19 protein-coding genes are annotated in these 20,032 nt (G+C 53.2%); 15 read left to right on the top strand and 4 right to left on the bottom strand.

Translation table 11 applies throughout. From position 1 onward, the window contains the following. From OCV69_RS10890 to dnaJ, 5 genes are all read left to right on the top strand, one after another. The coding region (locus tag OCV69_RS10890) for a hypothetical protein (protein ID WP_262563100.1) at window positions 1-190 on the top strand (190 nt) is incomplete at its 5' end. A gap of 109 nt (window positions 191-299) precedes the next feature. After that, window positions 300-1,337, top strand: a complete 1,038-nt coding sequence (gene hrcA / locus OCV69_RS10885; protein WP_022273187.1) for a heat-inducible transcriptional repressor HrcA — start codon at window positions 300-302, stop codon at window positions 1,335-1,337. A 25-nt stretch (window positions 1,338-1,362) separates the two neighbouring features. Continuing rightward, entirely contained in the window at window positions 1,363-1,995 is a 633-nt protein-coding gene (gene grpE / locus OCV69_RS10880; RefSeq protein ID WP_262563099.1) for a nucleotide exchange factor GrpE, read from the top strand. 45 nt (window positions 1,996-2,040) lie between these two features. Further along, the gene (dnaK, locus tag OCV69_RS10875) at window positions 2,041-3,909 is read left to right on the top strand and encodes a molecular chaperone DnaK (RefSeq protein ID WP_158359137.1); all 1,869 of its coding nucleotides are present in this window, start codon (window positions 2,041-2,043) and stop codon (window positions 3,907-3,909) included. 101 nt (window positions 3,910-4,010) lie between these two features. Further along, window positions 4,011-5,150 carry a molecular chaperone DnaJ gene (gene dnaJ, locus OCV69_RS10870; protein ID WP_158359135.1) on the top strand — a complete coding sequence of 380 codons (1,140 nt, stop codon included), beginning with the start codon at window positions 4,011-4,013 and terminating at the stop codon, window positions 5,148-5,150. A gap of 46 nt (window positions 5,151-5,196) precedes the next feature. On the opposite strand, the gene OCV69_RS10865 is transcribed toward dnaJ, so the two are convergent. Continuing rightward, the gene (locus OCV69_RS10865; protein WP_158359134.1) at window positions 5,197-5,907 is read right to left on the bottom strand and encodes a hypothetical protein; all 711 of its coding nucleotides are present in this window, start codon (window positions 5,905-5,907) and stop codon (window positions 5,197-5,199) included. A gap of 648 nt (window positions 5,908-6,555) precedes the next feature. On the opposite strand from OCV69_RS10865, the gene OCV69_RS10860 reads away from it, so the two are divergent. Next, the gene (locus OCV69_RS10860) at window positions 6,556-6,900 is read left to right on the top strand and encodes a PadR family transcriptional regulator (RefSeq protein WP_022273192.1); all 345 of its coding nucleotides are present in this window, start codon (window positions 6,556-6,558) and stop codon (window positions 6,898-6,900) included. Further along, a complete protein-coding gene (locus tag OCV69_RS10855; protein WP_158359132.1) occupies window positions 6,897-8,303 on the top strand; it encodes a DUF4097 family beta strand repeat-containing protein in 1,407 nt (468 codons plus the stop codon). The genes OCV69_RS10860 and OCV69_RS10855 overlap by 4 nt, the downstream gene beginning before the upstream one ends. A gap of 85 nt (window positions 8,304-8,388) precedes the next feature. Here OCV69_RS10855 and OCV69_RS10850 read toward each other — a convergent pair whose 3' ends face one another. Further along, complete coding sequence (locus OCV69_RS10850; RefSeq protein WP_158359130.1) at window positions 8,389-8,871, bottom strand: hypothetical protein; 483 nt, start codon at window positions 8,869-8,871, stop codon at window positions 8,389-8,391. A gap of 401 nt (window positions 8,872-9,272) precedes the next feature. Here OCV69_RS10850 and OCV69_RS10845 point away from each other — a divergent pair, with 401 nt between their 5' ends. Continuing rightward, a complete protein-coding gene (locus OCV69_RS10845) occupies window positions 9,273-10,796 on the top strand; it encodes a 4Fe-4S dicluster domain-containing protein (protein WP_158359129.1) in 1,524 nt (507 codons plus the stop codon). A 238-nt stretch (window positions 10,797-11,034) separates the two neighbouring features. Here OCV69_RS10845 and OCV69_RS10840 read toward each other — a convergent pair whose 3' ends face one another. Then, window positions 11,035-12,441, bottom strand: coding sequence for a phospholipase D family protein (locus OCV69_RS10840; RefSeq protein WP_158359127.1), 1,407 nt, complete (start codon window positions 12,439-12,441; stop codon window positions 11,035-11,037). Window positions 12,442-12,566: 125 nt separating this feature from the next. Here OCV69_RS10840 and OCV69_RS10835 point away from each other — a divergent pair, with 125 nt between their 5' ends. From OCV69_RS10835 to thiI, 6 genes are all read left to right on the top strand, one after another. Further along, window positions 12,567-13,064 (top strand): HD domain-containing protein, encoded by a 498-nt coding sequence (locus OCV69_RS10835; protein ID WP_158359125.1) that lies wholly within the window; start codon window positions 12,567-12,569, stop codon window positions 13,062-13,064. A 195-nt stretch (window positions 13,065-13,259) separates the two neighbouring features. After that, window positions 13,260-14,018, top strand: coding sequence for a sulfite exporter TauE/SafE family protein (locus tag OCV69_RS10830; protein WP_158359123.1), 759 nt, complete (start codon window positions 13,260-13,262; stop codon window positions 14,016-14,018). A 126-nt stretch (window positions 14,019-14,144) separates the two neighbouring features. Further along, complete coding sequence (gene prmA / locus OCV69_RS10825; protein WP_022273722.1) at window positions 14,145-15,101, top strand: 50S ribosomal protein L11 methyltransferase; 957 nt, start codon at window positions 14,145-14,147, stop codon at window positions 15,099-15,101. Further along, the gene (locus OCV69_RS10820) at window positions 15,101-15,856 is read left to right on the top strand and encodes a 16S rRNA (uracil(1498)-N(3))-methyltransferase (RefSeq protein WP_158359121.1); all 756 of its coding nucleotides are present in this window, start codon (window positions 15,101-15,103) and stop codon (window positions 15,854-15,856) included. The genes prmA and OCV69_RS10820 overlap by 1 nt, the downstream gene beginning before the upstream one ends. An 8-nt stretch (window positions 15,857-15,864) precedes the next feature. After that, complete coding sequence (locus tag OCV69_RS10815) at window positions 15,865-17,031, top strand: cysteine desulfurase family protein (RefSeq protein ID WP_158359119.1); 1,167 nt, start codon at window positions 15,865-15,867, stop codon at window positions 17,029-17,031. A 46-nt stretch (window positions 17,032-17,077) separates the two neighbouring features. Next, complete coding sequence (thiI, locus tag OCV69_RS10810) at window positions 17,078-18,259, top strand: tRNA uracil 4-sulfurtransferase ThiI (protein ID WP_022273718.1); 1,182 nt, start codon at window positions 17,078-17,080, stop codon at window positions 18,257-18,259. Between the two features lie 48 nt (window positions 18,260-18,307). Here the strand turns inward: thiI and OCV69_RS10805 are convergent, their stop codons facing one another. Next, window positions 18,308-18,544, bottom strand: a complete 237-nt coding sequence (locus OCV69_RS10805; protein ID WP_022273717.1) for an HPr family phosphocarrier protein — start codon at window positions 18,542-18,544, stop codon at window positions 18,308-18,310. Between the two features lie 136 nt (window positions 18,545-18,680). Between OCV69_RS10805 and mtaB the strand changes: the two genes are divergently transcribed. Beyond that, on the top strand, window positions 18,681-20,003 hold the full coding sequence (gene mtaB / locus OCV69_RS10800; protein WP_158359117.1) for a tRNA (N(6)-L-threonylcarbamoyladenosine(37)-C(2))-methylthiotransferase MtaB: 1,323 nt from the start codon (window positions 18,681-18,683) through the stop codon (window positions 20,001-20,003). The last annotated feature ends 29 nt before the right edge of the window (window positions 20,004-20,032 follow it).

Genomic DNA, 20,032 nt, shown 5'->3' with positions numbered 1-20,032 from the left:
AAAACCCCCTTTTTCTTTTTATCATACCAGAAAAAGGGGATTTGTTCACAATTTATTTACTCATGCGTTTGTCCTGCCGGATCTTCCGGAGGTTTCTGCCGAAACAGCTGTTTCAGATCCTTTCATTAGAAGGTTTCTCCGTTCCGGCTCCCGCATCGGAAGAAATGATAAAAATGCATCAATGCAATGAAAAATGAAAAAATATCTTGACAAACGGGGACTTAAGTAATATAGTAACAACTGTAAATGTTAGCACTCATAGATAAAGAGTGCTAATAAAACAAAAAGAGGGTGAAAATGTGGAGCTGGACGAAAGAAAAGAGAAGATTTTGAAAGCCATAATCCAGACGTATTTAGAGACAGGAGAGCCGGTGGGCTCCAGAACGATCTCCAAATATTCTGGTCTTAAGTTGAGCTCCGCTACCATAAGGAACGAGATGTCGGATCTGGAGGAGCTGGGATACATTATCCAGCCCCATACATCGGCAGGACGGATCCCCTCTGATAAGGGATACCGGTTCTATGTGGACCAGATCATCCAGGAAAAGGACAGCCAGGTAAACGCCATGCAGGACATGATGATCCAGCGGGTGGACCGGGTGGAGCTTTTACTGAAGCAGATGGCCCAGATCCTGGCCAGCAATACCAACTATGCGACCATGGTCAGCGGTCCCAATTACCACCAGACGAAGCTGAAGTTCATCCAGCTTTCGAGAGTAGAGGCCAACAAGCTTCTGATCGTGGTGGTGGTGGAAGGAAATATCATCCGGAATTCCTTTGTGACTTTGGATGAAGAGCTTTCCAATGAAGAGATATTAAACTTAAATATCCTTTTGAACAACAGTCTCAACGGGCTTACGATCCAGGAGATCAACCTGGGAGTGATCGCAAGGCTCAAGGAGCAGGCGGGGATCCACAGACAGGTGGTGGAATTTGTCCTCAACGAGGTCTCTGAGGCCATTGGCTCCCAGGCGGAGGATCTTCAGATTTATACCAGCGGAGCTACAAATATTTTCAAGTATCCGGAGCTCTCCGATACGGAAAATGCCAGCAAGCTGATCAGTACCCTGGAGCAAAAGGAACTTTTAAAGGGACTGTTTGATGAAAGCCAGGCGCCGTCGGCATCGGATTCCCAGATCCAGGTTTATATCGGAGATGAAACGCCGGTGAAGACCATGAAGGACTGCAGCGTGGTCACTGCCAACTATGTGCTGGGAGACGGCCTTAGGGGAACCATCGGGATCATCGGACCCAAGAGGATGGACTATGAAAAGGTCGTCGGGACCCTAAGGACTCTGGTGACCCAGCTGAATGAAACATTTAATAAGCAGCAGTAAATAGAAATGAAAGGTGTCGAGTCAAGTGGAAGAGAAGGAACTGGAAAAGAAAGCTCCAGGAGAGGCAGAAGCAGAAAATATTCCCGAAAACGGAGCGGGAGCTGAAAACACAGCTGAAAACGCGGCTGGGCCGGCAGGGGCCAGCGCAGACGGAGAAGCTGCTCCGGAAAATGGAAAAGAAGAAAAGAAAGAGAAAAAGGGGCTTTTTGGAAAGAAGAAGGACCCGAGAGATAGCCAGATCGAGGAGCTGACAGATCAGTTAAAGCGGTCCATGGCAGAGTTTGACAATTACAGGAAGCGGACGGATAAAGAAAAGTCCGCTATGTATGAGATCGGAGCCAGGGATGTGATCGAGAAGATCCTTCCTGTGGTGGATAATTTTGAGCGAGGCCTTGCCACCGTTCCCGAGGATGCGAAGGAAACGCCCTTTGCCGAAGGAATGGAGAAAATATATAAGCAGCTTATGAAGACCCTGGACGACATGGGCGTAAAGCCCATCGAAGCTGTGGGCAAGCCGTTTGATCCCAATTTCCATAATGCAGTGATGCATGTGGACGACGAATCCCTGGGAGAGAACGTGGTGGCATCGGAGCTGTTAAAGGGATATATGTACCGGGATACTGTGGTACGCCACAGCATGGTGCAGGTTGCCAACTAACTGGAAGTAATTTATCATTGTTTATAAATTCAGGAGGAAATCACTATGAGCAAGATTATTGGTATTGACTTAGGTACAACAAACAGCTGTGTAGCAGTTATGGAAGGCGGTAAACCGACCGTTATCGCCAATACAGAAGGAATCAGGACCACACCGTCCATCGTGGCATTTACAAAAAATGGAGAAAGACTGGTAGGTGAGCCGGCAAAACGTCAGGCCGTGACCAACGCAGACCGCACCATCTCCTCCATTAAGAGACACATGGGTACAGATTATAAGGTAGACATCGACGGAAAGAAATATACTCCCCAGGAGATCTCCGCAATGATCCTCCAGAAGCTGAAAGCAGACGCAGAAAGCTATCTGGGCGAGAAGGTGACAGAGGCAGTTATTACCGTTCCGGCTTACTTTAACGATGCTCAGCGTCAGGCTACCAAGGATGCAGGTAAGATCGCAGGCCTGGAAGTAAAGCGTATCATCAACGAGCCCACAGCCGCAGCCCTGGCTTATGGCCTTGATAATGAAAAAGAGCAGAAGATCATGGTATATGACTTAGGCGGCGGTACCTTCGATGTTTCCATCATTGAGATCGGTGACGGCGTCATCGAGGTTCTGGCTACCAACGGCGATACCCGTCTCGGCGGCGATGACTTCGACAACCGTGTGACCCAGTGGATGATCGACGAGTTCAAGAAGGCAGAGGGCATCGACCTGTCCGGCGACAAGATGGCTCTCCAGAGATTAAAAGAGGCTGCTGAGAAGGCAAAGAAGGAGCTGTCCACAGCCACCACCACCAACATCAACCTTCCGTTCATCACAGCCAACGCAGAGGGACCGAAGCATCTGGATATGAACCTGACAAGAGCGAAATTTGACGAGCTGACCAGCGATCTGGTGGAGAGAACTGCGATCCCGGTACAGAATGCCCTGAAGGATGCCGGACTTTCTGCATCTGAGCTTTCCAAGGTCCTCCTGGTAGGTGGCTCCACCCGTATGTTAGCCGCACAGGAGAAGGTAAAACAGCTGACAGGCAAAGAGCCCAGCAAGACCCTGAACCCGGATGAGTGCGTTGCCATCGGAGCAGCGATCCAGGGCGGTAAATTAGGCGGCGATGCAGGCGCAGGCGATATCCTCCTTCTGGATGTAACACCGCTTTCCCTGTCCATCGAGACCATGGGCGGCGTTGCCACAAAGCTGATCGAGAGAAACACCACGATCCCCACCAAGAAGAGCCAGATCTTCTCCACTGCAGCCGATAACCAGACTGCCGTTGATATCCATGTGGTACAGGGTGAGAGACAGTTTGCAAGAGACAATAAGACTCTGGGCCAGTTCCGTCTGGACGGCATCCTTCCGGCCAGAAGAGGCGTTCCGCAGATCGAGGTTACCTTTGATATCGACGCCAACGGCATCGTAAACGTATCCGCTATGGATAAGGGAACAGGCAAAGAGCAGCACATCACCATTACCTCCGGCTCCAACATGTCTGACGCAGATATTGAGAAGGCCGTGAAGGAGGCAGCCGAGTTCGAGGCCCAGGATAAGAAGAAGAAAGAGGCCATCGACACAAGGAACGATGCAGATTCCATGGTATTCCAGACCGAAAAGGCCCTGGAAGAGGTAGGCGATAAGATCGATGCCAACGATAAGGCAGCCGTTGAGGCAGACTTAAATACACTGAAAGAGGCTGTAAACCGTGCGCCCATCGATCAGATGACAGACGCCCAGGTGGAAGACATCAAGGCCGCAAAAGAAAAACTGATGCAGAGCGCACAGCAGCTCTTCACAAAGGTTTATGAGCAGGCCCAGGCGGCTGGCGGAGCCCAGGGAGCAGGTTCCCAGGCAGGACCCCAGGACGCAGGCCAGGCAGGCTACGGCGATGATGTGGTAGACGGAGATTACAAGGAAGTCTAATAATAAAAGCTGCGAAGCGTATAAATCGAAGGTATGGGGATTAGGCGGCATTCCGCCTAACCCCTTTCCCACTATATAGAGTTTGAAAGGTAAGACTTGAAATGGCAGAGAGCAAGAGAGATTATTATGAAGTCCTTGGCGTGCCGAAAGATGCAGATGATGCGGCGTTAAAGAAGGCATACAGAGTTCTGGCGAAGAAGTACCATCCCGATGCCAATCCGGGAGATAAAGAGGCGGAGGCTAAGTTCAAGGAGGCTTCCGAGGCATACAGCGTGCTCAGCGATCCGGAAAAAAGAAGACAGTACGACCAGTTTGGCCATGCGGCCTTTGACGGAGGCGCCGGCGGGGCCGGAGGCTTTGGAGGCTTTGATTTCAGCGGCGCAGACATGGGCGATATTTTCGGCGATATTTTCGGCGATTTCTTCGGCGGCGGCAGGAGCAGGGGGCGCAGCAACGGGCCCATGCGCGGAGCGAATTTAAGGACCGGTGTCCGGATCACCTTCGAGGAGGCGGTATTTGGCTGTCAGAAGGAGATTGAATTAAACCTGAAGGATGAATGCCCCAAATGCCATGGAACGGGTGCAAAGCCGGGAACCTCTCCGGTGACCTGCCCCAAGTGTAACGGGAAAGGAAAGATCGTTTATACCCAGCAGTCCTTCTTTGGACAGGTACAGAACGTGCAGACATGTCCGGATTGTCAGGGATCCGGCAAGATCATAAAGGAGAAATGCCCGGACTGCTATGGCAGCGGATATATTTCCAGCAGAAAGAAGATCCAGGTGACGATCCCGGCAGGTATCGACAACGGACAGAGCATCCGGATCGCCGGAAAGGGAGAGCCGGGGATCAACGGCGGTGACCGGGGAGACCTTCTGGTGGAGGTGACTGTATCCAAGCACCCGATCTTCAAACGGCAGGAAACCACCATCTTCTCCACCGTGCCCATTTCCTTTGTAACAGCGGCACTGGGCGGCCCGATCCGTATCAAGACCGTGGACGGGGAAGTGGAGTATGAGGTAAAGCCTGGCACCCAGACCGATACCAAGGTACGGCTCAGAGGAAAGGGCGTTCCGTCCTTAAGGAATAAGAATATCCGTGGAGATCATTTTGTGACCCTGGTGATCACAGTGCCTGAAAAGCTCAATGAAGAGCAGAAGGAGGCCCTGCGGCGCTTCGACGACGCCATGAACGGCATTGCGCCGGAAGGCGGAAAGAAGAAGCGGGGACTTTTTGGAAAATAAAACAGGATGATCCGGGAGCTGCTGCAAAATTTTTGCAGCAGCTTTTTTATTCGCTTCCCGCAGTGTTTTTCAAAAAAAGTTCTTTTATATAGAGCATATCCTGGAATAATGGAATAAATAGCTTTTCATGCCCTCTGCTGCCATTGAGATTTGTGACCTGTGGATGGCAGAAGCTGATGACAGGGATCTGTTTTTTATTGATCTCAGTAAAATAATACTGCCAGTCCCGGTCAAAGGTCCTGGACCGGAAGGATGCCCATTCCGTTGAAACTGGCAATACATGATCTTTAAGCAGGGCAGCATTTCCTTTGATCCCGGAACTGGCCAGACCGCAGCAGATGATCATGCCTGGATCACACAAACAGATCTCTTCCAGGATCTTTCCATGCTGCATCTGCACCGCATCCAGAAGCTGGCTTCCAGAGGCGCGGCTGCCGCCGCCCTCCTTCTTCAGATTCATAACAGCAACGCGCCTTAGCTGTGCCGCGCGGCTGGGGGAGGACATATCCCACGGATACTCCCCGTCACCGTCCAGCAGTGCTTTTGTCCATCTGCCGATGTTGTTCCATGTTCTCCATCCGCTTCCATCTCTGCGGAGATCCGCACACAGGTCCCGCTCGTGCCGGCAGTTCATATCGCGGAGAATAAATAAAATGTGCGGCCTGTCATAGTGAGCGGGATCAACAATCCCGTCCCGGATAAAAGCGTTAAACGAATATTCGGATTTCCATTTTGTAAACAGCTCATCAAAGTTCATGGAAAGGCCTCCCTGCTTTTGCAAAAGTCTTCCGGCTCCTGGCCGGATCTATATGGCGTTTGGTACAGAGCATATCCAGGCCTTCGCGGCTAATGTCATAGGAAAGTGCATCCTATGACATAAAAAACGCTCCGCGGGGATCGCTATACAGCGGAAGGAAATTTGTCCGCAGAAGCGGCCCGCCGCAGGCGGAGAAGCCCTGTCCGATCATTATAAACGGGAACAGGCAGAAGTGTAAGCCCCTTTTTGGGCATAGACAGGGACTTTTTTCTGCTATGCCCAAAATTTCGGAGATTTTTGGGTATATACAGAGAAAAAAGAGAAATATGCCCAATCCATAGGAGAAATCCAGTGAAATCCGGTGAAAATCCCAGGATTTCCGTGAGATTTTTGGGCACTGTGGGAAAAAACGTACATTTTTGCCCAATATTTTCAAAAATAGGGGAGGGGGGAATATGGGACCGGAAGGATCCCGGTTTTCGCAGACGGCGGTGATCTGAAAGGAAACATGGGGCGGGAGCCTGGAACGGGCGCGGGAGGCGCAGGGCGGCTGGATATCTGCGGCAAACATAATACTAAATAATCAAATATACATTGACAGACGAGGTATTATATTGCATAATGAAACTAAGGAAAGGTGGTGGGAGCGTGTCGATCACATCGGATATTTTACGGGGACACACAGAAACGATCATCCTGTCCCTGCTGCTGAAGCAGGACAGCTATGGCTACAAGATCAACAAGGAGATCCTGGCCCGGACGGACCGGAGGTACGAGCTGAAAGAAGCGACCCTGTATTCAGCGTTTAAACGGCTGGAGCAGGCGGGCTGTATCCGGACGTATTGGGGAGACGAGACCACTGGAGCCAGGCGAAGATATTACTCGATCACAGAAAAAGGGAGAGAAACCTACGCTTCCAACCGGAGGGACTGGGAGGAGGCAAAGGAGCTGATCGACCGGCTGCTGGACGATGACGGGGAGGGCACAGCATGAAAGAAAAACTGAGAAAATATGTGGAAGATATGGTAAGGGATATCCCGAAAACCAGAAATGTGGTGGATTTAAAGGAAGAGATCATTGGAAATATGGAGGAAAGGTACGATGATCTGCGGGCAGAGGGGTACGGGGAGCAGGACGCCTTCGACTGTACCATCAATGCCATGGGCGACATCCGCTCGCTTTTTGAAGAGGAAAACAAGGAAAACGGCGGCGGAAAGGGAGAGCCTGTAATGGCGGGAGAAAGACCAGAAAAGAAAAAAGACCATACGGTGAAGATCCTGGTTCTGGGAGCTGCCCTTGGAGGCCTGCTGTTTCTTCTGGGCACCGGTATGGTGGCAGCCAGGGTGGACAGGGGCCATAAAGGAGGAGAAGAGACCCTTGAGGCATCGGGACGTCTGGACGGGGAAAATCATTTTGAAGACCGGAAGGAGACGGGAGAGACTGGCCCTGGCATGGAGGAACCGGGGATAGGAGAGGCTGGCCCCGGTGTAGGACAGCCAGAAATAGGAGAGAGCGGTCCTGGAACAGAAAAGCCGGGTACGGAGGAGACTGGTTCTGGCGCAGGAGCTGACCCTGGAGATACTCCCGATGGATGGAGATGGACAAAGCTCGGCGATGGCGGGATCCTTAAACGTCAGATCCCTATGGACGAGGCAGAGGACATCCAGATCTCCTATATACTGATCGATCTGAACGTGGAGGTGACAGATTCCGAGGAGATCCTTCTGGAGGAGGAGTACGTGGTCCCGTGGGAAGAGATCCATCAGACCAGGGTGTCTTCTGGCGGAGGCCGGGTGGAGATCGTCAACGATGATCCAGATGGATCAAAGGGAACGATCGTCTTAGGACTGACAGGACTGAGGTTTGAAGACGAGGAAAAGAAAAGGCTCCCGGTTTCCGCCAGGATCCAGATCCCAGAGGATTTCCGGGGAGAGCTGGAGATCAATACGGTATCGGGAAACATACGGATTCCGAGATTTGAGGGAGAGAGCCTGGAGGTCGCCACAGTATCCGGCGATCTGGATGGAGGAACGATCAGAGGAGCAGTGGAGGGAGAGAGTGTATCCGGGGATCTGAGCATTGAGAAGGCAGCGGCAGGCGCAGAGCTTTCCACCGTATCCGGGAAGATGACGATCGGAGAGGCCCTGGGAGATATTTCCATGGAAAGCGTGTCTGGAGAGATCCTTGTGGAAAAAGCAGAGGATCCCCGGTTTAAGTTCGAGGCCCAGTGGGTCAGCGGCGGTCTGGAGACAGATTTTGACGGGCAGCTGGAATGGGAGAAAATGGGTGCCAGTGGGATCGTGGACAGAGGAAACGGCAGGGAAAGCGGAAAGAACCTTTCCAGGATCCAGTTCACCACCACATCGGGAGATATGGAATGTTATACAGGAAAATAGAAGGATGAAAAATAGCCAGAGAGCTGCAAACGGGGGATCTGCGGATCACTTCCTCCGTTTTGCAGCTCCTTTTTAATGGAAAAAATTATTCTTCAGCTTCCAGCAGATCATCGATCTGCTTCCAGATGGCGTTGATCTCTTTGAGAGAATCCAGGCGGTCCTGCTTCTGTTCCATGGCTTCGCCCATGGCCTTTAAGGCTGCGTCAAAATCTTTTTCCTTTACAGCGGCCCTGGCCTGGGTCCGCAGGGATTTTATGGAGAGACTGTCCATGGAAGAACGGACCTCACGGATCCTGGCCTTCAGTTCCCGGGCTTTTTTCCAGGTATCTTTGGAAACAATCAGCTCCCCGGTCTCCTTACGGATCTGCCGGATCTCGCTGAAACGGGCCGACAGGGCCTTATTTTCGGTGCGGACAGCGTCCATCTCCTCCTCCAGGGCCTTTAATTCCTCCCGGATGGGAGTTACGGCCTCTTTATATTCCGCCCTTGTTTCTGCCGCAAAGGCCGGGAAGGACAGAAGGCATCCCATAACAACGGTCGTGACCGCCAGCTTCATACATTTTTTCATTGTGCATCATATCCTTTCTTTTCAGTGTGGGACCGGAGCTTTTATTCCATAGGAAAGCACATCCCGTAACAAAAAAATGTTTTGCAGGGACCGCCACGCGGCGGAAGAGAAGTTTAATGCAGAAACGGCCCGCCGCAGACGGAAAAGCCCACAGGCGGGCTTCTTTCCCGCAGGACTGCTCCGGATAGGAATATATTACCAGGTCCATCTGCAATAGAAAAGGTGCAGGCTGCGGCAGTCCTGCGGCAGAAATGGGGCAAAATCATAAATGGAAGGAACCGGGGCTTCTGGAAAAGAAAAAGCGGATTGTATGCGATTAAAAACTTGAAGTTACAGCTGGGATATGTTATCTTTTTCACAAAACAGAGACGACTGCAAAAAATCACAGGAGGAATAATTCGATGAGAGGTGTTGAGACCAGGATCCAGGAGATCCGCCACAGGATCTTCCGCGAGGCGGCCCGTATGGCCTACCATACCGAGTGGCCCATTGACAAAAGGATCGAGGAGCTTCCATATAAGATCATCCCCGGGGAGGTTGGAAACTTCCGCAATGACGTGTTTTTAGAAAGAGCCATCGTAGGAGAACGGCTGCGCCTGGCCATGGGACTTCCCTACCGCGGGGCGGGAGACCCGGCCCCTGTGTCCGATGGGATCGAGGCGGCAGACCGGCCGGAAACGTATTATACGCCGCCGCTGATCAATGTGATCAAATTTGCCTGCAATGCGTGTGCAGAAAAAAGGGTCATGGTGACCGACGGCTGCCAGGGCTGCCTGGCCCACCCTTGTGTGGAGGTTTGCCCCAAGGATGCGGTGAGCCTGGACCGGACCAACGGGAAATCCAGGATCGATCCGGAGAAGTGCATTAAATGCGGCCAGTGTGCAAAGGTGTGCTCCTACAACGCCATCATTATCCAGGAGCGTCCCTGTGCGGCGGCCTGCGGCATGGACGCCATCCACTCAGACGAGAACGGAAAAGCAGATATCGACTATGACAAATGCGTTTCCTGCGGCATGTGCCTGGTGAACTGTCCCTTTGGAGCCATTGCGGACAAGTCCCAGATCTTCCAGGTGATCCGCGCCATCCAGACAGGAGAGCGGGTATACGCCGCTGTGGCTCCTGCCTTTGTGGGACAGTTCGGCCCCAAGGTGACGCCCGGAAAGCTGCGGGCGGCCATGAAGCAGCTGGGCTTTGCCGATGTATTCGAGGTTGCCATCGGGGCAGACCTCTGCGCGGTCCAGGAGGCCGAGGACTTTATAAAAGAGGTGCCGGAGCATATCCCCTTTATGGCAACCTCCTGCTGCCCGGCCTGGTCTGTGATGGCAAAGAAGCTGTTCCCGGAATACGCAGACTGCGTTTCCATGGCCTTAACGCCCATGACCCTGACTGCCAGACTCATTAAAAAGCAGCATGAGAAGGCAAAGGTGGTATTCATCGGACCGTGTGCGGCCAAAAAGCTGGAGGCCATGCGCCGCAGCGTCCGCAGCGAGGTGGATTTCGTGCTGACCTTTGAGGAGATGGCAGGGATCTTTGATGCCCGCCATGTGGATATTGAGAACATGGAGGAGGATCCCGACGGCGTCAACGACGCTTCCGCAGACGGCCGCAATTTTGCCGTGGCCGGAGGCGTGGCAAAATCGGTGGTCAATGTGATCAAGGAACGGTATCCCGATAAGGAGATCAAGGTAGCCAACGCCGAGGGCCTTAAGGAATGCAGAAAGCTCCTGGCCATGGCCAAGGCTGGAAAATATAACGGGTATCTTCTGGAGGGAATGGCCTGTCCCGGCGGCTGCGTGGCCGGGGCCGGGACCATGCAGCCCATTAAAAAATCCCAGGCTGCCGTGGGGCTTTACGCCTCCAAGGCGGGCCACAAGACCTCCGACGGAACGGAATATGTGAAGGAGCTGGAGAAGCTGGTGGAATAGGATCCATGTAAAAACGAAAAACGCTTAAGCAGAGAAATGGTATCTGCTTAAGCGTTTTTTTATGTCATAGGAAAGTGCGTCCTATGACATAAAAACGTTCCGCGGGGATCGCCATGCGGCGGAAGGGAATTATGCCGCAGAAGCGGCCCGCCGCAGGCGGAGAAGCCCGCAATCGGGCTTCTTTATGGGCTGGTCCCGGAAATGCGCATCAGGGAGGACATGTTTTCAGCACGTTCTTTTACAGGAATCTCCGGAAGGGCATGATCAGGACCCGGAGCACGCCGTAAAAGAGTTTTTTACCTGCACTCATTTCCCGGGGCACATAGTTTTCGCCGTTGATGTACGTCCCCTCCGGCGTCATGTACCGGCTGTACGTCTTGTTGACCTCCGCTTCTTTGCGGATGACGGCGTTTAATTCCGGGGAATCCACAGCCAGCATCAGCTCTGTATCCTGGTAGGTGCTCCGCATATCCATATTATAGGAGCCGACGATGCTCATGCGGTCGTCGATGAGGACGGCCTTGGAATGGCTGGAATGTTCTCCCAGATATTCGTAGACACGGACGCCGGTGGCCCAGATCTTCTTTTTCTGGTTCAGATAGTCGGTGCAGCCCCAGGGATTGGCGCCGCTGGCCACATCGTTGGTGATGATCTCCACTAGGTCTGTTTTCTTACACAGGGCCGTAAGGTCTGCGTACATTTCCTTTCCGCAGATGATGTAGGGCGTGTAGACCGTGATCTCCTTTCCGGTCCCCATGAGGTGGCAGACGGTTTCCCACATCCAGGGCTCCTTATTGGAGGCATTGATGGGGTTGTGAAGGAGGGTGATCCGGTTGGTCTCCATGGTGAGGGCTTCATAATCCCAGGGCTCATAGGCGGACGGATAAGAGGACTTCAGGGCGTCAGCGTGGGCGGTGAGCCACTGGATGCATTCCTGGGATTTTTCCCAGTCGCCCATTTTCGTATACAGCTTCGCATCGGGCAGCTCCCAGACGGACTGGAAATACTGCTTTAACTGATGGATGGAGGCCTCCGGGTCCCCGACGGTCTCATAGATGAACAGCTCCCGGTCGATGTTTTTCACCGGCGTATAGTCTCCCAGGAACAGGTTAAAGGTATTCCTGCCGCCTAAAAGATACATCTGGTCGTCGATGATCAGATATTTGTCATGGAGTCTGGCCTGCATTTTCCACGGTGCATAAAAATGGATGGGATTATAGATCTTCAGCTCGATATTTTCATGGGAAGCCATGGCCTCGAACCATGGGCTGTTGTTCACATCCAGCATGCCGCTGAATCCGTCCACCAGCATCCGGATCCGGACTCCGCGTTCTGCTGCGGAAAGGAGAGATGCCATGATGTCCTTGCCGGCTTCATCCACGTTAAAATCGAAGGTGGAGAAGATGATCTCCTTTTCGGCCTGGTCAATGAGGTTCAGACGGTAGAGGAGGGCGTCGGTGTTGTCGTCTATGTAGGCGGCCCGCTCAGCGCCGGGAAGCTCTGAGTAATATTTTGCGGAACGGATCCGGTCCAGGATCTCCTGGGGGACCTTTTTATGGGCCACATAGGGCAGGGTCAGCAGGAGGATGTAAAGGAGCAGCAGGAACAGAAATGAGACGCCAAAGAATTTTAAAATCCTGATCATAAGCAATTCACCTCAAAATGAAAGAAAAAATTAAAGAAAAGGCCTTGAAATTTTCACGGTACTTTATCATAATAAAAGTGTAGGGGAAATATCCATCATTCTTTACAGAAAGCGAGTGACAGCCGATGGAGCTTACATTTAACGGACAGATCGAACCCGGGTACATAAAGGAAGTAAAGGATATCCTGGAAAAGCGGGAATTTATGCAGCTGGGAGCGTTTTCCCATCACCAGAGTACATCCAGACTGATGCACAGCATCAATGTATCCTATATATCCTGGCATATAGCCAGAAAGCTGGGGTGCGATGCAAGAATGGCCGCCAGGGCCGGACTGCTTCACGATTTCTGCCTTTATGATTTCAGGGAAAAGCCTCCCACAGGCGGCTTCCAGGCATTTTACCATCCCAGAGTCGCGGCTAAGAACAGCCAGGAGGTCTTTGGGATCAGCGAGCGCGAGAAAAGCGCGATCCTTTCCCATATGTTCCCTCTGGGGCCGGTGCCAAAGAACCGGGAGGCGTGGATCATTACCATGGCCGACAAGATCTGTGCATCCATGGAATACTGCCATATCTATATTGCCCTGGAGCGGGGCCGCCGGGTGGTGGTCGCCGCCAACAGCTGATCGTTCCAGAACTCAGGATACCGCGGTACAAAGAGAACGGCCGTCACTAAAAATAGTGGCGGCCATTTTTTTCCCCTATTTCTGAGTACTATATCATACCGCATCTGGGTATTCAAGGAATAAATTATTAAATTATCATGAAAAATGTCGGAGGCCATGCTATAATATGGGTAAAAATAACAGAAGGAGACAGGTATGGAACAGTTTCTGATCGTATGCCCGCTGGTATTTCTGGCGGGATTTGTAGACTCCATTGCCGGAGGCGGGGGATTGATCTCATTCCCGGCGTATATGCTGGCCGGGGTTCCCGTCCATGTGATCCTGGGAACTTCAAAGCTGAGCGCCTTTCCGGGATCCATCGTTGCAGCCTTAAGATTTGCCAAGAGCGGCTATATCCGTTTTAAGCTGGCCCTTCCCTGGGCGGCTTCTGCGGCCCTGGGAGCTGTGGGAGGAGCCAGCCTGGCCCTTAAGACCGATGAAAAGCTGATCCGCTCGCTGATGGTGGTGGTGCTTCCGGTGGTGGCCTTTTATGTGCTGAAGAATAAAGAACTGGGCGGCGGGGAGGCTCCGGACCGGTCCGAGGATCCGGACGGATTCCGCCGTATGTTTTTTACAGGCCTGGCTGTCTCCTTTCTGATCGGCGGATACGACGGCTTTTACGGTCCGGGGACAGGGACCTTCTTGATCCTCGTATTCACTGGCCTTTTGAAGCTGGGGACCAGAGATGCGGCCGGGATCTCCAAGGTGGTCAACCTGAGCGCAGATATCGGGGCCCTGGGGACGTTTTTTGTCGGCGGAAAGGTGGATTATGCCCTGGGGATCGCAGCGGCCCTTTTCTGCATGGCAGGCAGCTACTTTGGAGCGGGGCTCGTGGTCAACAACGGGCAGAAGATCGTAAGGCCTGTGGTCATGGGCGTGCTGGCTCTGCTGTTTGTGAAGATCCTGGCGGGGTGACGGCCGTTCCCTGTCCCGGCGGCAGGCCGTTTGCTCTCTTGTATTCGGGGACGATCTGTGATATGATATCATGTGACTTTTTAGCGGTTCTTAAAAGGAGCCGTTCTGAGACCGGAGGAAAAAAATATGAAGTGGAAAAAATTTACGCTGAAGACCACCACAGAGGCGGTGGACTATATCAGCAGTCTGTTTGATGAGATCGGGATCCAGGGCATTGAGATCGAGGACAACGTGCCTCTGACCGAGAGCGAGACCAAGGGAATGTTCATCGACATCCTGCCGGAGCTGCCGCCGGACGACGGTACAGCCAGAGTGAGCTTTTATCTGGACGACGATGACGACGCGGAGGCCATCTTAAAAGAAGTGGATGAGGGGCTTTCTGAACTGCGCCAGTACGTGGAGATCGGTGAGGGGACCATCACAGCCTCTGAGACCGAGGACAAGGACTGGATCAACAACTGGAAGCAGTATTTCAAGCCGTTTACTGTGGATCACATCCTTATAAAGCCCACCTGGGAGGAGATCCCTGAGGAGCACAAGGACAAGCTTCTGATCCAGATCGACCCGGGAACGGCCTTTGGGACCGGAAAGCATGAGACCACCCAGCTCTGCATCCGCCAGCTGGAAAAATATGTGAAGCCGGGTGTGCGGATCCTGGATCTGGGCACCGGCAGCGGCATTCTCGGTATTACGGCCTTAAAGCTGGGAGCTGGTTCTGTATTCGGAACGGATCTGGACGAGAACGCCATTACCGCCGTCCATGAAAACCTGGAGGCCAACGGGATCCCGGAGGAGAAATTCGGAGTGGTCCAGGGAAATATCATCGATGAGAAGGAAGTCCAGGACGCTGCGGGATACGAGTGCTACGACATTGCCGTGGCCAATATCCTGGCTGATGTGATCATCATGATCCAGAAGGAGGTTCCGGTGCATCTGAAGCAGGGAGGGATCTTTATTACCTCCGGCATCATCGATATGAAGGAGCAGGCGGTCAGGGATGCGCTGTCCCAGAACGACGCCTTTGAGATCCTGGAGACCACCAGACAGGGAGAGTGGGTCTCCATCACAGCGAGGAAGCGGTAGTGTATCATTTTTTTACTGAAACAGAATTTTTTACAGAGTCTGAGGCCGTGATCACCGGGCCGGATGTGAACCATATAAAAAATGTGCTGCGGATGAAGCCGGGCGAGCAGATCCTTTTAAGCGACGGAAAGGGGACTAACTGCCTGTGTGAGATCGCGGAGATCGAAAGCAGCCGGGTTCTGGCGCGGATCCTGCCGGAGCTGGTGGAGGACACGGAGCTTCCGGTGGAAGTGACCCTGTACCAGGGCCTTCCCAAGGGCGATAAGATGGAATTCATCATCCAGAAATGTGTGGAGCTGGGCGTCTCCCGGATCGTACCAGTGGAAATGGCCCGGTCGGTGGTAAAGCTGGATAAGAAGAAGGAAGAGGCAAAGAGGAAGCGCTGGCAGGGCATTTCCGAAAGCGCCGCCAAGCAGTCCAAAAGGATGATCGTTCCAGAGATCGGACCGGTCCTTTCTTATAAGGAAGCGGTGGCTGAGGCGGCTTCCATGGACCTGTTCCTCCTGCCCTATGAGGATTCTGAAAGCCTTTCGGGAGCCGGAGGCATGGAGCTTACCAGAAGCCTGATCGGAGGACTGAAGCCGGGAAAGAAATGCGCGGTGCTCATCGGTCCCGAGGGCGGCTTTTCCGATGGGGAAGTGGAGGCTGCCAGAAACGCCGGGGCCAGGACCGTGACCCTGGGAAAGCGGATCTTAAGGACCGAGACGGCGGGGCTTTTTGTGCTTTCAGCCGTGGGGCTTCTTTTGGAGGATTGATTTTTTAAATGGAAAACAGAAAAGAAGTATATTTTGACAATTCAGCCACGACCCGGGTCTTTGACAGTGTCCGGGACGTGATGGTGGAGGCCATGACCTCCGATTACGGCAATACCTCCTCCAGACATATGAAGGGCGTGGAGGCGGAACGGTACATCCGGGAGGCCCGGGAGGAGATCGCAGGCTCTCTGAAGGTAAAGGAAAAGGAGATCGTTTTTACCTCCGGCGGAACGGAGTCCAACAATATGGCCCTCATCGGCGCCGCCATGGCTGCCAGAAGAAAGGGAAACCATCTGATCACCACCTGCATCGAGCATGCGTCCGTCTATAATACCATGAGCTTCCTGGAGGAGCAGGGCTTCCGGATCACCTATCTTCCGGTGGATCAGGACGGGATCGTATCCCTGGACGCCCTGCGGGAGGCCATCTGCGACGACACGATCCTGGTCTCCATCATGTATGTGAACAACGAAATGGGAGCCGTGGAGCCGGTGGCAGAGATCGGGAAGCTCATAAAGAGCATCCGTCCGGACATTTATTTCCATGTGGACGCCATCCAGGCCTACGGGAAATATGTGATCCGTCCCAAAAAAGAGGGCATCGATCTCATGTCCGTCAGCGGCCACAAGATCCACGGACCCAAGGGAGTGGGCTTTTTATACGTGGATGAGAAGGTCCGGATCAGGCCCATCATCTTCGGCGGCGGCCAGCAGAAGGGAATGCGCTCGGGGACAGAAAACGTTCCGGGCTGCGCCGGTCTGGGCATGGCTGTCAGGGAGATCTATAAGGACCATGACGAAAGGGTGGAGCGTCTGTACGCCTTAAAGGACCGCCTGGTCCAGGGGCTTTCCAGCCTGGAGGGCGTAACGGTCCACGGACGGACCGGCAGGGATTCGGCCCCCCAGATCGTCAGCGCCGGCTTTGAGGGCGTAAGGGCAGAGGTGCTTTTACATGCCCTGGAGGACCGGGGGATCTACGTTTCCTCCGGCTCTGCCTGCTCCTCCAATCATCCGGGGGTCTCCGGAACCTTGAGAGGGATTGGCGTCAGGGAATCCCTGCTGGATTCCACCCTGCGTTTTTCCTTTGGCGTGTTCAACACGGAGGACGAGGTGGATTACTGTCTGGAGGTCCTGCGGGAGCTCCTTCCAGTGCTCCGCAGATACCGGAGGGCTTAAGAGCCAGAAGAACAGAAAATCAGATTTACAGAACAGAAGGAGAAATATGAATTACAGATCCTTTCTTATTAAATATGCAGAGATCGGCGTCAAGGGAAAGAACCGTTATCTTTTTGAGGACGCCCTGGTAAAGCAGATCCACCACCGGCTGAAGCGGCTGGAGGGCGGCTTTACAGTAACAAAGGAGGCCGGGCGCATTTACGCCGAGGCCAGTGAAGCCTTTGATTTTGACGAGGTGGTAAACGCCCTGCAGCACGTGTTCGGAATCGTGGGCATCTGCCCCATGCTGCAGATCGAGGACAACGGCTATGAAGATCTGAAGGCCCAGGTGGTGCGGTACATCGGCGAGGCCTATGAAAACAAAAACTTTACCTTTAAGGTGGTGGCCCGCCGGGGCAACAAGCAGTATCCGGTGGTGTCTGACCAGATCAACAGGGACCTGGGCGAGGTGATCTTAAACGCGTATCCGGAGACCCGGGTGGACGTGCATAACCCGGACGTTCTCCTGCGGGTGGAGGTGCGCCATAAGATCAATATCTTTTCCGAGACCATCCCTGGTCCCGGGGGAATGCCCATCGGAACGGCCGGGAAGGCCATGCTCCTGCTTTCCGGCGGCATCGACAGCCCGGTGGCAGGGTACATGGTGGCCAAGCGCGGCGTGACCCTGGAGGCGACCTATTTCCATGCGCCGCCCTATACCAGCGAGCGGGCCAAGCAGAAGGTGGTGGACCTGGCGAAGCTGGTGGCAAAGTACACGGGCCCCATTAAGCTGAATGTGGTGAATTTCACCGATATCCAGCTTTATATCTATGACCAGTGCCCCCATGATGAGCTGACCATCATCATGCGCCGCTATATGATGCGGATCGCGGAAGCCATTGCAAAAGAGTCCGACTGTCTGGCATTGATCACCGGCGAGAGCATCGGCCAGGTGGCTTCCCAGACGTTACAGTCCTTAGGTGTGACCAACGCAGTCTGCGAACTTCCGGTGATGCGGCCGCTGATCGCCTTTGACAAGCAGGATATCGTGGATATTTCCTTAAAGATCGACACCTATGAGACCTCTGTCCTCCCCTATGAGGACTGCTGCACGATTTTCGTGGCCAAGCATCCGGTGACAAAGCCGAACCTTAAGAGGATCGAGATGTCAGAGACAAAGCTTTCTGAAAAGATCGATGAAATGGTGAAGACGGCCATTGAGACCAGAGAAGTGATCCGCTGTATTTAAAACAAAAACTGCCCGGAGCGGACCGCTTCCGGGCAGACTTTAAAGGGCTTATGATTCCACGATATACGGGGCCAGTACGGTAAGGATCTCCTCAGCGTCTCCCTCCGCGTGGATATTTAAGTCGATGGGTCTGGAAAGATCCAGGCTGAAGATGCCCATGATGGATTTGGCATCGATCACATAGCGGCCGGAGATCAGGTCGAAATCGGTATCAAACTTCGTCAGGTCGTTTACAAAAGACTTAACTTTATCGATGGAGTTCAAAGAAATTTTAACGGTTTTCATGTTAAAGTCCTCCCAGTTCATTATATAGATAAATTACGTTCTTATATTCATACTAAATGGACATCCCGCAAAAGTCAAGAGCCAGATTGCATGAAAATCGGGAATGCATGATTGAATTTAGACAGGAGAGAAGAAAATGAGAAAAGCTGCACTCCATAACCTGGGCTGCAAGGTCAATTCCTATGAGACAGAGGCCATGCAGCAGCTTTTAGAGGCTGCCGGCTACCAGATCGTGGACTTTGAGGAAAAGGCTGACGTTTATATCATCAACACCTGCTCCGTCACAAATGTGGCGGATAAAAAATCCCGCCAGATGCTCCACCGGGCCAAGGCGAAAAATCCGGAGGCCCTTGTGGTGGCTGCGGGCTGCTATGCCCAGGCGGCTGGAGAAAAGCTCCTGGATGATACGGCCATCGATCTGGTCATCGGAAATAATAAGAAGGCGGAGCTGGTGCAGCTTCTGGAGGAGCGGCTGGCCGGACGGGAGCCCCAGGACGCGGTCATCGATATTTCCGCAGCCCAGGAATATGAAGCGCTCCACATTGAACGCCAGGCAGACCATACCAGGGCCTTTATCAAGGTGCAGGACGGATGCAACCAGTTCTGCAGCTACTGTATCATTCCCTACACCCGGGGGCGGGTCAGGAGCCGCCGGCCGGAGGATGTGGAAGAGGAGGTCAGGACCCTGGCAGAAAAGGGATACCAGGAGATCGTCTTAACAGGCATTCACTTAAGCTCCTATGGCACAGACTTTAAGGAGGAGCCCCAGGACCTTCTGGAGCTGACAAAGCGGCTCCACCAGATCCCTGGCGTGAAGCGGATCCGGTTCGGTTCCCTGGAGCCCAGGCTGATCACCGAGGAATTTGTACGGGAGCTCTCTGCCATGGAAAAGATCTGCCCCCACTTCCATTTATCTCTGCAGAGCGGCTGCGACGCCACCTTAAAGCGCATGAACCGCCACTATACCTGTGAAGACTATTTATACCGGTGTGGGATCTTAAGAAAATATTTCAGGGATCCGGCCATTACCACTGACGTGATCGTGGGATTCCCGGGAGAGACGGACGAGGAATTTGCAGAGACAAAGAAATTCCTGGAAACGGTCCATTTTTACGAGATGCATGTATTCAAATATTCGAGACGGGCGGGGACCCGGGCGGACCGGATGCCGGACCAGGTGCCGGAGCCGGTAAAGACGAAGCGGAGCGCAGAGCTTCTGGCCCTGGAGAAGGAGATGTCAAAGGCGTACCGGGCCTCCTTCCTGGGAAGAGAGACGGAGGTCCTTCTGGAGGAGCCTGTGGAGATAGGCGGAGCCCGGTACATGATGGGCCATACAAAGGAATATGTAAAGGCCGCTGTGCCGGAAGCTGGCGGAAAAAACTGCTTTGTCCGGGGAGTGTTAAAAGAATTCCTGACAGATGAAATCATTTATCTTGCAGAAAATCCGGATTTGGGGTAAAATAAGGAATAGCAACTAAAGGACGTGAG

It is taken from the genome of Alitiscatomonas aceti (genome assembly GCF_025567195.1).
GTDB classification, from domain to species: domain Bacteria; phylum Bacillota; class Clostridia; order Lachnospirales; family Lachnospiraceae; genus Alitiscatomonas; species Alitiscatomonas aceti.
The sequence above is the reverse complement of the archived record's forward strand: the minus strand, read 5'-3'. Positions and strand labels throughout refer to the sequence as shown.